Origin of the sequence: Methylibium sp. (assembly GCF_013817345.1) — a bacterium.
GTDB lineage: Bacteria > Pseudomonadota > Gammaproteobacteria > Burkholderiales > Burkholderiaceae_C > Methylibium.
In genome coordinates this window covers 1-11,909 of the sequence record NZ_JACDCW010000113.1, presented here as the reverse complement: position 1 = coordinate 11,909, position 11,909 = coordinate 1, and the positions used below count along the sequence as shown (strand labels likewise).

Genomic DNA, 11,909 nt, shown 5'->3' with positions numbered 1-11,909 from the left:
GACCTGGACGCGACGCTCGACGAGCTGGCCAAGCTCGTGCGCATCGATGCGAGCGACCGCAAGCGCTTTCGCCGGCTGCTGGGCGAAACCAGAAGCTTCGAGTCGCTGCCGATCCGCACCAAGCTCGACGACGTGGAGGTGGCCCGCTTCACCGCCCAGAGCTTCCGTTTCCCCGGCGTGGACATCCAGGCGCGGTTGTTCCGCAACTATCCCTACGGCCCGCTCGCCAGCCACGTGCTGGGCTACATGGGGCGCATCAATCCGGCCGAGAAGGCCGCGATCGACGAGACCGAGGACGCCGCCAACTACAAGGGCACCGACCACATCGGCAAGCTCGGCGTCGAGCAGAAATACGAGGCCGAGCTGCATGGGCGAACCGGGTTCGAGGAAGTCGAGATGACGGCCGGCGGGCGCCCGGTGCGCCGCCTGCGCGCGAGCCCGCCGACCCCGGGCAACACGGTGCGCCTGTCCATCGACATCAAGCTGCAGGCGATGGTCGAGGAGCTGTTCGGCGACCGCCGCGGTGCGCTGGTGGCGATCGATCCGCGTTCGGGCGAGGTGCTGGCCTTCGTCAGCAAGCCCACCTTCGACCCCAACCTGTTCATCGACGGCATCGACGTCGACAGCTGGAAGGAGCTCAACGAATCGATCGACAAGCCGCTGCTCAACCGGGCCTTGCGCGGCACCTATCCGCCGGGGTCGACCTTCAAGCCCTTCATGGCCATGGCCGCGCTGCACAGCGGCAAGCGCACGCCGTCGCAGAGCGTCAATGATTCCGGCACCTTCATGTTCGGCAACCACCGCTTCCGCAGCCATGGCGACCACGGCTTGGGGTCGGTCGACATGCACCGCTCGATCGTCAAGTCGAGCAACGTCTACTACTACACGCTCGCCGCCGACATGGGCGTGGACCTGATCCACGAGCAGTTGCTGCCCTTCGGATTCGGCCGCAAGACCGGCATCGATCTCAACGGCGAGGTGACCGGCCTGCTGCCTTCCACGCAATGGAAGCGCGACTACTACAAGACCCCCGAGCACAAGAAGTGGTATGCCGGCGAAACCATCTCGCTGGGCATCGGCCAGGGCTACAACAACTTCACGATGCTGCAGCTGGCCAGCGCCATGGCCACGCTGGTTTCCGGCGGTGAGCGCTTCGAGCCGCGCGTCGTGCGCGAGATCGAAGACCCGATCACGCGCGAACGGCGGCTCATCTCGGCGGAGGCGGTGAGCCCGCTTGCGCTCTCGCCCACGCACGTCGAGGTGATCCGGCGCGCCATGCACGGCGTGACGCAAGAGGGCACGTCGACGCGGGTCTTCGCGGGTGCCGCCTACAGCAGCGGCGGCAAGACCGGCACGGCACAGGCGGTCGGCGTGCGCCAGAACGAGAAGATCGACAAGAAGCAGCTCGACGACTACCTGCGCGATCACTCGCTCTACACCGCGTTCGCGCCGGTGGAGAACCCGCAGGTCGCGCTGGCGGTGATCGTGGAGAACGCCGGCTTCGGGGCGGCCGCGGCTGCGCCGATCGCCCGGCGGGTGCTCGACTACGTGCTGCTCGGCCGCTACCCCAGCGCTGAAGACATCGCCCTGCAGCAACAGGGCCAGGGCGGCCCGCCGACCGGCAGGCCGCGCCTCGCCGCCGAGGTGCCCCTCGTGCCGCTGACGCCGGGCGCGGTGACGACCGCTGGCACACCTGTGACTAATTTGATGGGCCCGCCGGAACCCACCCGAGCGCCGGCCCTCGCGCCCCCGCCCAGGGCGACGGCCGCTTCCGCCGCGGCCGCGGCGGTGGCTCGACCCCGGGCCCGCCGCTTGGCTGCGACCGCGACGAAAGGCGAGCCGCAATGACGGGCATCGCCATGCGTCGCCGCTCCGGTTTCAAGGCGAATACCGCCGCGCGCAGCGCGGAGATCGACCGATGAGCGCGGTGTTCGAAGAGCCCTCGCTGTGGCGTCGCATCGCTCCGGCCTTCAGCGGGTTCGACGGCCTGTTGGTACTGGCCGTATTACTGCTGTCGGGCGTCGGCATGACGGCGATGTACTCGGCCGGCCACGACTACGGCACGACTTTCGCCGATCACGGGCGCAACATGCTGATCGCCCTCGGCGTGCTGTTCGTCGTCGCCCAGCTCACGCCGCAGAAGCTGGCGCAGATCGCGGTGCCTCTGTATTCGCTGGGTGTGCTGCTGCTGGTTGCCGTCGAGCTGTTCGGCGTCACCAAGAAGGGTGCGACGCGCTGGCTGGACCTGCAGTTCATCGTCATCCAGCCGAGCGAGATTCTCAAGATCGCCATGCCGATGATGCTGGCCTGGTGGTTCCAGCGCCGCGAGGGCCAGCTAGGCAAGCTCGATTTCGCGGTGGCCTTTGTGCTGCTGGCCGTACCCGTGGGCCTGATCGTCAAACAGCCCGACCTCGGCACTTCGCTGCTCGTGCTGGCCACCGGGCTGTACGTGATGTTCTTCGCCGGCCTGAGTTGGAAGCTCATCGTGCCGGTGCTCGGCATCGGGCTGGTCGGCGTCGTCGGGCTGGTCTGGTTCCAGACCGCCATCTGTCAGCCCGGCGTGGACTGGGTGTTGCTGCGCGACTACCAGAAGTACCGCGTCTGCACGCTGCTCGACCCGACCCAGGACCCGCTCGGCAAGGGTTTCCACATCATCCAGAGCATGATCGCCATCGGCTCCGGCGGCGCCACTGGCAAGGGCTTCATGAACGGCACGCAGACGCACCTGGATTTCATCCCCGAGCGCACCACCGACTTCATCTTCGCGGCCTTTGCCGAAGAGTTCGGGCTGGCCGGCTGCGTGGCGCTGCTGCTCGCCTTCGTGTTCTTGATCTTCCGCGGACTGATGATTGCCGCCGAAGCGCCGAGCATGTTCTCGCGCCTGCTCGCCGGCGCGATCAGCCTGAGCTTCTTCACCTACGCCATGGTCAACATGGGCATGGTCAGCGGCATCTTGCCGGTGGTCGGCATTCCGCTGCCCTTCGTGAGCTACGGCGGCACGGCGATGGTGACGCTCGGGCTGGGCCTGGGCATCCTGATGTCGATCGCGCGCAGCAGCAAGCGCTTGATGCAGCGCTGAGCGCTGCGGCGCCTCACAAGCGCGAAGCCGCAGGACGCGGTTCGCCTTGCACTGCCGACGCTCCCCGGGCACCACCACGGCACCGGCACCGGCCGCAGCATTGACGCCTTTCGCATTCATGCCACCGCCGAGGCGGTCGGCCGCTCGACCGGCAGCTTCGACGCCGCGAAGCGCAGCGTGAAGCGCGCGCCCGGGCTGGTGTTTTCGGGCAGAGGGCCTTCGCGCGTGTCGGTCACCGCCAGCGTCGCGGCGTGCTGGCGCGCGATCTCGGCCACGATCGCCAGGCCCAGCCCGGAGCCATCGACGTTGCTGCCGAGCACGCGGTAGAACGGCTGCAGCACCAGCTCTCGCTCGCTCGCCGGTATGCCCGGTCCCGAATCCTCGACCTGCAGCACCACCACCTGGCCGAAGGGATCGCAGATCAGGCGCACGGTGATGGTGCCGCCGGGCGGCGTGTAGTGCAGCGCGTTGTCGACCAGGTTGCGCAGCATCTCGCGCAGCAGCAGCGGCTGGCCGAGCACCCGGCTGCGCTCGGTGGGCGTGTTGTCACCCTCGGCGCCGGGCCCTTCGTAGCCCAGATCCAGGCGCTGCTCGAGCGCGCGCGGAACGAAATCGCGCACCGTCTCGGTGGCCAGGCGGGCGAGGTTGACGTCGACGGCGCGCGCCGCCATGCCGCGGTCTTCGGCGCGCGCCATGGCGAGCAGCTGATTGACCATGTGCGCGGCGCGCTGGCTGGCGTGGGCGATCTGCTGCAGCGAGCGCTTGAGCGCTTCAGGATCGCGCTGGCCCGCGTCGATCTCGCGCTGCGCCAGTTCGGCCTGCGTGCGCAGGCCGGCCAGCGGCGTCTTGAGCTGGTGGGCGGCATCGGCCAGGAAGCGCTTTTGCGTCGCGAACGAGCGGTCGAGCCGGCCGAGCAGGTCGTTGATCGCGCGCACCAGCGGCGAGACCTCCTCGGGCGCTTCCATCTCGTCGATCGGGCTCAGGTCGTCGGCCTCGCGCCGGCGGATGCGCCGCTGCAGCTCGCCCAGCGGCGCGATGCCGCGCGCCAGCGCCAGCCAGACCAGCAGCACCGCGAGCGGCAGGATGACGAACTGCGGCAGGATGACGCCCTTGATGATCTCGGTGGCCAGCTGCGATCGCTTGCCCAGCGTTTCCGCCACCTGCACCAGCGCCGGCCCGGCGGTGCCCGGAATGCGCGGTGCGCCGGGCAGCGCCACCCACAGGTAGGCCACGCGCACATCCTGGTTGTGCACCTGGTCGTCGCGGTAGCGCAGCTCGCCGACGGCGGCAACCTCGTCTTCGGGCGGCACCGGCAAGGTGCTGTCGCCGCCGACATGTTCGCCGCGCGCGCCGAGCACCTGGAAGTAGATCTGATCGGACTCGTCGGCACGCAGTAGGTCGGCGGCGCCGGTCGGCAAGGTGAAGGCGACGCGGCCGCGCTCCACGCGGATCTGCTGTGCCAGCGCGCGCGTCGTTTCGCCGAGGGCGCGGTCGTAAGGCCGGTGAGCGATGCTCTGCGCCACCGGCCAGGTCAGCGCCACGCTCATCGGCCACAGCAGCAGCAGCGGCGCGAGCATCCAGTCGAGGATCTCCCCGAACAGCGAGCGCTGCCCGCGCAGCTTGTCCATCTCAGCCCTCGCCGGGCCGCCCCGAGAGGGCTGAGCGCCCCTCCGGGGGGCAGCACCGCAGGTGCATGGGGATCGTCGCGCAGCCGTCGCCGGGCCGCCCGGCGGCCGCTGCGCGATTCTTCCGAGGACAGCACCGCAGGCGCGTGGGTGCTCTCATCAGCCGGGGATTTTTTCCAGGCAATAGCCCAGGCCGCGCACCGTGGCGATGCGCACCGGTCCCTGCTCGATCTTCTTGCGCAGGCGGTGGATGTAGACCTCGATGGCGTTGTTGCTCACCTCGTCGCCCCATTCGCACAGGCGCTCGACCAGCTGGTCCTTGCTGACCAGCCGGCCGGCACGCTGCAGCAACACCTCGAGCAGGCTCAGCTCGCGCGCCGACAGCTCCACCATCTGATCGTTCACATAGGCCACGCGGCCGGTTGCGTCGAATGAAAGCGGCCCGTGCCGGATGACCGTGGCGGCCGTGCCCAAGCCCCGCCGCGTGAGCGCCCGCACGCGCGCTTCGAGCTCAGCCAGCGCGAACGGCTTGGCCATGTAGTCGTCGGCGCCCAGGTCCAGGCCCTTGACGCGCTGCTCCACGCTGTCGGCGGCGGTGAGGATCAACACCGGCGTGCTCGTGCCGCGCGCGCGCATCTTGCGCAGCACCTCCAGGCCGTGCAGCTTGGGCAAGCCGAGGTCGAGGATCACCATGTCGAACGCGTGATCGGCGAGCGCCGCATCGGCTTCGCTGCCGTTGGCCACATGGTCCACCGCATAGCCGCCCTTGCGCAGCGTGCGCAACAGGCCGTCGGCCAGAACCCGGTCGTCTTCGGCGATGAGAATCCTCATGCGGGTGTCTCCTGCGGTGGCGTCGGCGGCCGGCGATTCTCAGATCGTTTCATTGTAGGGAGAGCACTGCCTGCAAGCGACAAACCACTGTACAAACATCCAGCTTGGGTCAATAATTCGGCGCATCACGGAGAACACCATGGACGCACCCGTCAAAGCACTGAACACCGAAAAGGCCAAGGCCCTGCAAGCCGCGCTCGCGCAGATCGAAAAGCAGTTCGGCAAGGGATCGATCATGCGCCTGGGCGAAGGCGAAGTGGTCGAGGACATCCAGGTCGTCTCCACCGGCTCGCTCGGTCTCGACATCGCCCTGGGCGTCGGCGGCCTGCCCCGAGGCCGCGTGGTCGAAATCTACGGCCCGGAATCCAGCGGCAAGACCACTCTCACCCTGCAAGTCATCGCCGAAATGCAGAAGCAGGACGGCACTTGCGCGTTCATCGACGCCGAACACGCGCTCGACTCCCAATACGCGCAAAAACTCGGCGTCAACCTGCAAGAACTGCTCATCAGCCAGCCCGACACCGGCGAGCAGGCGCTCGAGATCGTCGATGCGCTGGTGCGCTCCGGCTCGGTCGACCTGATCGTCATCGACTCGGTGGCCGCGCTCACGCCCAAGGCCGAGCTCGAAGGCGAAATGGGTGACAGCCTGCCCGGCCTGCAGGCGCGGCTCATGAGCCAGGCGCTGCGCAAGCTCACCGCCACCATCAAGAAGAGCAACACGATGGTGATCTTCATCAACCAGATCCGCATGAAGATCGGCGTGATGTTCGGCTCGCCCGAAACCACCACCGGCGGCAACGCGCTCAAGTTCTACGCCTCCGTGCGGCTCGACATTCGCCGCATCGGCAGCATCAAGCGCGGCGAAGAAGTCATCGGCAGCGAAACCAAGGTCAAGGTCGTCAAGAACAAGGTCGCACCGCCCTTCAAGACTGCGGAATTCGACATCCTCTACGGCGAAGGCATCAGCCGCGAGGGCGAGATCATCGACCTGGGCGTTGTTGCCAAGGTGGTCGACAAATCCGGCGCTTGGTACGCCTACAAGGGCGAAAAGATCGGCCAGGGCAAGGACAACAGCCGCGAATTCCTGCGCGAGAACCCTGCCCTCGCCTACGAAATCGAGAACAAGATTCGCGAGTCGCTCGGCGTGGCGCTGTTGCCTTCGCTCGAAGCCGAGCCGGCGGCTACGCCCAAGCCGGGCAAGAAGGCGGCGGCCAGCGGCGAGTAATGCTGAACGGCAGGCGGCTTGGCGGACGGCAGGGCGGGCGGCATGGCGGCTTTAAACCCAAGGCCAAGGCCGGATGAATGCGCCTGCGGAGTCGTAAGGTAGCCACTGCACTCTGAGCCGGGACCACTCGAAAGTGCAGCGCCCCGCTCTTTCGCTCAAGGACAAGGCTCTGAGCCTGATCGCCCAGCGCGAGCAGAGTCGGCTCGAACTGCGGCGCAAATTGCTTGCGCACATCGACCGGCTGGCGAGGGCCGGCGTTCACGCGCCAGCAGCCGCTGACAGCGCGACCGTGCTCCACGATTCCCCCTCCGATCCGCCCGACGAGCGGCAGGTCGATGAGCTACTCGACTGGCTGACCGCCAAAGACCTGCTGAGCGCCGAGCGCTTCGTCGAGACGCGGGTCACCGCTCGCGCCTCGCGCTTCGGCAATCTGCGCATCCGGCAGGAACTGGCTCAACACGGCCTCGAAGTCGATGAGCAAACCGACACCAGCCTCAAAGCCAGCGAATTGCCGCGCGCGCACGCCGTATGGGCCAGGCGCTTCGGTGCGCCGGCGGGCGACACGGCCGGCCGCGCCAAACAAATGCGCTTCCTCGCCGCACGCGGCTTCAGCGCCGAAACCGTACGGCGAGTGGTGAAAGGCGAAGGCGCAGAAAACGAAGAAGGCGAATGAGGCGGCTCGTTCGCGTTGTCGCCGGCCGTCCGGTCACCGTCAGGCTCGGCCGCAGGGCCACAAAGCCAACCGATCCGCAACGACCGAACGAACGAACCGTCGCGGCAAACCTCTTGCCCGTCAGTCCAAGCCGAGCATCAGCCGCAGGTTTTGCACAGCAGCGCCCGAGGCGCCCTTGCCCAGGTTATCGAGCCGCGCCACGAGAACAGCCTGCCGCCGGGCGTCGTTGCCGTATACGCGCAATTCGAGCCGGTTGCTCTCGTTCAGGGCCTCGGGCTCGATCCTGCCGCTTTCGCCAGCCAGCTCTTCACCGCTCAGCACGCGAACCCACTCGCTGCCCGCGTAATGAGCGGCCAGGGCGGCCTGCAGATTGGCGGGCGTAGGTTGGCCGGTCAAAAGGTCCAGGTGCAGCGCCACCTGCACCAGCATGCCTTGCCGGAAATTGCCCACGCTCGGCACGAAGATCGGCCGGCGATCGAGCCGGGCATATCGCTGCAACTCCGCGAGGTGCTTGTGTTCGAGTCCCAGGCCGTAAAGCTCGAAGGCCGGCGCGTTGCGCGCCGGACCGGTGGCCTCGAAGGCCTCGACCATCGCGCGCCCACCGCCCGAATAGCCGCTCACCGCATGCACTGCCACCGGATAGTCGGGCGGCAGCAGGCCGGCGTCGACCAAGGGGCGCAGTAGCGCGATGCCCCCGGTCGGGTAGCAGCCGGGGTTGCTCACCCGCCGCGCCTTGCGTACCGCGTCTGCTTGCTCCGTGGCTAGTTCGGGAAAGCCGTAAACCCAGCCCGGCGCCACCCGGTGCGCCGAACTGGCGTCGATGATGCGGGGCCCGCCGCCAGGCAGGCTGTCAGCCAGCCCCACTGTCTCGCGCGCAGCGTCGTCGTGAAGGCACAGCACCACCAGATCCACGCTGGCCATCAGCTCGCGCTTGACGCCGGCGTCCTTGCGCAGGGCGGGGTCGATGCTGACGAGCTCGACGCCGCTCATCGCCGCCAGCCGCTCGCGAATGCCCAAGCCCGTGGTACCGGCTTCGCCGTCGATGAAGATGCGGGCGGATTGTTGGTTCATGAGGCGTTCGCGAGACAGGCGACAAGGAGTCGTTCAGGCGTTCAACAAGGCAGGACGGCCAGATGGTAGCGCCGCAGTGCGGGGCCGAGTTTCGGGTGCAATGCAGGATGCTAAAGTGCGCGGCGCTCCACAGCGACCGCTTGGCGGTGCGCCTCCTGCCCTGTCCGCGCCGGTTTCGGGGTATCGAAGCCAACGATGCAGCGTGCTGCGCTTGGCGCGTCTGCGACTCTGCTGGCAGCGAGGCCGAGCCGGCTCCAACATGCCCACCCCAACTTTCCCGATCCCGAGAGTAAGCCCATGAAGATTCACGAATATCAAGGCAAGGAAATCCTGCGCCAGTTTTCCGTGCCGGTGCCGCGTGGCTACCCGGCGTTCACCGTGCAGGAGGCCGTGGAGGCGGCCCAAAAACTCGGTGGCCCCGTGTGGGTGGTCAAGGCGCAAATCCATGCCGGCGGGCGCGGCAAGGGCGGCGGCGTGAAGCTGGCCCGCTCGATCGAAGAGGTCAAGGCGCTTGCGGGTGAAATTCTCGGCATGCAGCTCAAGACCCACCAGACTGGCCCCGGCGGCCAGAAGGTGCGGCGCCTGCTGATCGAGGACGGCGCCGATATCAAGAAGGAGTACTACGTCGCCGCAGTCACCGACCGCGCCACGCAGCGCGTCGCGATGATGGCGTCGAGCGAGGGCGGCATGGACATCGAGGAGGTGGCGCACGCCACGCCGGAGAAGATCCTCAAGGTCTTCATCGACCCGGCTGTAGGCCTGACCGACGCACAAGGCCTGGAGCTCGCGCGCGGCATCGGCGTGCCCGAGGCCTCGCAGGCGCAGGCGGTCGATGTGCTCAGGAAGCTCTACCGCTGCTACATGGACACCGACTGCAGCCTGGCCGAGATCAACCCGCTGATCCTCGAAGGCAACGGCAACATCAAGGCGCTCGACGCCAAGTTCAACTTCGACAGCAACGCGCTGTTCCGCCATCCCGAGATCGTCGCCTACCGCGATCTCGACGAGGAAGACCCGGCCGAGATCGAAGCCAGCAAGTTCGATCTCGCCTACATCCAGCTCGACGGCAACATCGGCTGCCTGGTCAACGGCGCCGGCCTGGCGATGGCCACCATGGACACCATCAAGCTGTTCGGCGGTGAGCCGGCGAACTTTCTCGACGTGGGCGGCGGCGCCACCGCCGAGAAGGTCACCGAGGCCTTCAAGATCATGCTCAAGAACCCGGAGGTCAAGGCGATCCTGGTCAACATCTTCGGCGGCATCATGCGCTGCGACACCATCGCCGACGGCGTCATCGTCGCCAGCAAGGCGGTCGGCCTGAGCGTGCCGCTGGTCGTGCGCATGAAGGGCACCAACGAAGACATCGGCAAAAAGATGCTGGCCGACTCCGGCCTGCCGATCATCGCCGCCAACACCATGGCCGATGCCGCGCAGGCCGTCGTTGCCGCCGCCGCCAAGCAAGCCTGAGGACACCGCAATGAGCATCCTGATCGACAAGAACACCCGGGTCATCACCCAGGGCATCACCGGAAAGACCGGCCAGTTCCACACCCGCGGCTGCCGCGATTACGCCAATGGCCGCGAATGCTTCGTGGCGGGCGTCAACCCGAAGAAGGCCGGCGAAGACTTCGAAGGCATTCCCATTCACGCTACGGTGAAGGACGCCAAGGCGGCCACCGGGGCGACCGTCAGCGTCATCTACGTGCCGCCGGCGGGTGCCGCCGCCGCCATCTGGGAGGCGGTCGAGGCCGACCTGGACCTCGCAATCTGCATCACCGAAGGCATCCCCGTGCGCGACATGCTCGAGGTGCGTAACCGCATGGCTGCCAAGGAAGCGGCCGGCGGCAAGCGCACCTTGCTGCTCGGCCCGAACTGCCCCGGCCTGATCACGCCCGACGAGATCAAGATCGGCATCATGCCGGGCCACATTCACCGCAAGGGCCGCATCGGCGTGGTCTCGCGCTCCGGCACGCTGACCTACGAAGCGGTGGCGCAGCTCACCGAACTCGGCCTCGGCCAGAGCAGCGCCGTAGGCATCGGCGGCGACCCGATCAACGGCCTCAAGCACATCGACGTGATGCAGCTCTTCAACGACGATCCCGACACCGATGCCGTGATCATGATCGGCGAGATCGGTGGCCCCGATGAAGCCGAGGCCGCGCGCTGGTGCAAGGCCAACATGAAGAAGCCCATCGTCGGCTTCATCGCCGGCGTGACCGCGCCGCCCGGCAAGCGCATGGGCCATGCCGGTGCGCTGATCTCCGGCGGCGCCGATACCGCCGATGCGAAGCTGGCCGTGATGGAGGAGTGCGGCTTCACCGTCACGCGCAATCCCTCGGAAATGGCCAAGCTGCTCAAGGGACTGCTCTAAGACTCCCGCTCCTCTCCCCTTGGGGAGAGGCTGGGTGAGGGGCCTCGCACGCGCCGGGCCCACACACACCTCGCCTGCCGGGACGGGGAGCAACAGGACATCCCTTGCCGAAAGGCCCCCATTCGGTCCCCCTACACTCCCCCGTCGCCCGGACCTGCCGCGGCACGCATCTCAAGAGGAAGCGCAAATGGAAGCATTCATGACGCCCGAGTTCTGGGTGGCGGTCGGTCAGATCATCATGATCGACATCCTGCTCGGCGGCGACAACGCAGTGGTCATCGCACTGGCCTGCCGCAAGCTGCCGCCCCAGCAGCGCACCATGGGCATCCTGTGGGGCACGGCGGGCGCGATCTTCCTGCGCGTGGTCCTCATCTTCTTCGCGCTGACGCTGCTGGCCATTCCCTTCCTCAAGATCGTCGGCGCCATCCTGCTGGTGTGGATCGGCATCAAGCTGCTGGTGCCTGACGACGAAGACCCGCACTCCAACATCACGGGCAGCGACAAGCTCTGGGGGGCCGTCAAGACGGTCATCATTGCCGACCTGGTGATGAGCGTCGACAACGTCATCGCCATCGCCGGTGCCGCACAGGGCGCGGGCCAGGCGCACCAGATGCCGCTGGTGATCTTCGGCCTGCTGGTCAGCATCCCGATCATCGTGTGGGGCAGCCAGATGGTGCTCAAGCTGATGGACCGCTTCCCCATGATCATCACCGCCGGCGGCATGCTGCTTGGCTGGATTGCCGGCACCATGCTCATCAGCGACCCGGCGCTGGCCAACCCGGACGTGTGGCAGCAGATTCCCAAGATCGCCCAGACCGACATGATCAAGTACGGCGCCGGCATCGGCGGCGCGCTGCTGGTCTATGCGGTCGGGAAATGGCTGGGCCGCAACCGCACGCCGGTCACGCACGCGAGTTGAGCGCCCGGGGCCCGGCATGAGCTCCGCCGCCCTGTGGCTCGGCCTCGGGCTGCTGTTGATCGTGGCGGGCTTCGTGCTGGCGTGGCGCCGGCGCGCGGCACGCGCGACCCAGCAG

Annotated in this window: 10 protein-coding genes; 7 read left to right on the top strand and 3 right to left on the bottom strand. The window is 67.6% G+C overall.

Going from position 1 to position 11,909, the window contains the following annotated elements; translation table 11 throughout:
* Positions 1-1,848 (top strand): penicillin-binding protein 2 (gene mrdA / locus H0W40_RS16990; protein ID WP_292448573.1); only part of this gene is annotated, 1,848 nt, incomplete at its 5' end.
* Between the two features lie 70 nt (positions 1,849-1,918).
* Positions 1,919-3,079, top strand: coding sequence for a rod shape-determining protein RodA (gene rodA / locus H0W40_RS16985; protein WP_292448570.1), 1,161 nt, complete (start codon positions 1,919-1,921; stop codon positions 3,077-3,079).
* Positions 3,080-3,195: 116 nt separating this feature from the next.
* Here the strand turns inward: rodA and H0W40_RS16980 are convergent, their stop codons facing one another.
* Together H0W40_RS16980 and H0W40_RS16975 are read right to left on the bottom strand one after the other, a co-directional pair.
* Positions 3,196-4,707 carry a sensor histidine kinase gene (locus H0W40_RS16980; protein WP_292448568.1) on the bottom strand — a complete coding sequence of 504 codons (1,512 nt, stop codon included), beginning with the start codon at positions 4,705-4,707 and terminating at the stop codon, positions 3,196-3,198.
* Between the two features lie 156 nt (positions 4,708-4,863).
* Positions 4,864-5,535 carry a response regulator transcription factor gene (locus H0W40_RS16975; protein ID WP_292448566.1) on the bottom strand — a complete coding sequence of 224 codons (672 nt, stop codon included), beginning with the start codon at positions 5,533-5,535 and terminating at the stop codon, positions 4,864-4,866.
* A gap of 139 nt (positions 5,536-5,674) precedes the next feature.
* Between H0W40_RS16975 and recA the strand changes: the two genes are divergently transcribed.
* Both recA and H0W40_RS16965 read left to right on the top strand, forming a co-directional pair.
* A complete protein-coding gene (gene recA, locus H0W40_RS16970) occupies positions 5,675-6,760 on the top strand; it encodes a recombinase RecA (protein WP_292448564.1) in 1,086 nt (361 codons plus the stop codon).
* Between the two features lie 133 nt (positions 6,761-6,893).
* Positions 6,894-7,433 (top strand): RecX family transcriptional regulator, encoded by a 540-nt coding sequence (locus H0W40_RS16965; protein ID WP_292448563.1) that lies wholly within the window; start codon positions 6,894-6,896, stop codon positions 7,431-7,433.
* A gap of 120 nt (positions 7,434-7,553) precedes the next feature.
* On the opposite strand, the gene argC is transcribed toward H0W40_RS16965, so the two are convergent.
* On the bottom strand, positions 7,554-8,504 hold the full coding sequence (argC, locus tag H0W40_RS16960) for an N-acetyl-gamma-glutamyl-phosphate reductase (protein ID WP_292448561.1): 951 nt from the start codon (positions 8,502-8,504) through the stop codon (positions 7,554-7,556).
* A 297-nt stretch (positions 8,505-8,801) separates the two neighbouring features.
* Between argC and sucC the strand changes: the two genes are divergently transcribed.
* The 3 genes from sucC (at position 8,802) to H0W40_RS16945 (ending at position 11,794) form a co-directional block, all read left to right on the top strand.
* The gene (sucC, locus tag H0W40_RS16955; RefSeq protein ID WP_292448558.1) at positions 8,802-9,971 is read left to right on the top strand and encodes an ADP-forming succinate--CoA ligase subunit beta; all 1,170 of its coding nucleotides are present in this window, start codon (positions 8,802-8,804) and stop codon (positions 9,969-9,971) included.
* A gap of 10 nt (positions 9,972-9,981) precedes the next feature.
* Entirely contained in the window at positions 9,982-10,875 is an 894-nt protein-coding gene (gene sucD, locus H0W40_RS16950; protein WP_292448557.1) for a succinate--CoA ligase subunit alpha, read from the top strand.
* Positions 10,876-11,062: 187 nt separating this feature from the next.
* A complete protein-coding gene (locus H0W40_RS16945; RefSeq protein ID WP_292448555.1) occupies positions 11,063-11,794 on the top strand; it encodes a TerC family protein in 732 nt (243 codons plus the stop codon).
* Positions 11,795-11,909: the final 115 nt, after the last annotated feature.

Coding starts and splice junctions, on each gene's coding strand:
- H0W40_RS16945 (WP_292448555.1), top strand. CDS start 11,063: ATGGAAGCATTCATGACGCCCGAGTTCTGGGTGGCGGTCGGTCAGATC.
- sucC (WP_292448558.1), top strand. CDS start 8,802: ATGAAGATTCACGAATATCAAGGCAAGGAAATCCTGCGCCAGTTTTCC.
- H0W40_RS16980 (WP_292448568.1), bottom strand. CDS start 4,707: ATGGACAAGCTGCGCGGGCAGCGCTCGCTGTTCGGGGAGATCCTCGAC.
- argC (WP_292448561.1), bottom strand. CDS start 8,504: ATGAACCAACAATCCGCCCGCATCTTCATCGACGGCGAAGCCGGTACC.
- sucD (WP_292448557.1), top strand. CDS start 9,982: ATGAGCATCCTGATCGACAAGAACACCCGGGTCATCACCCAGGGCATC.
- recA (WP_292448564.1), top strand. CDS start 5,675: ATGGACGCACCCGTCAAAGCACTGAACACCGAAAAGGCCAAGGCCCTG.
- rodA (WP_292448570.1), top strand. CDS start 1,919: ATGAGCGCGGTGTTCGAAGAGCCCTCGCTGTGGCGTCGCATCGCTCCG.
- H0W40_RS16975 (WP_292448566.1), bottom strand. CDS start 5,535: ATGAGGATTCTCATCGCCGAAGACGACCGGGTTCTGGCCGACGGCCTG.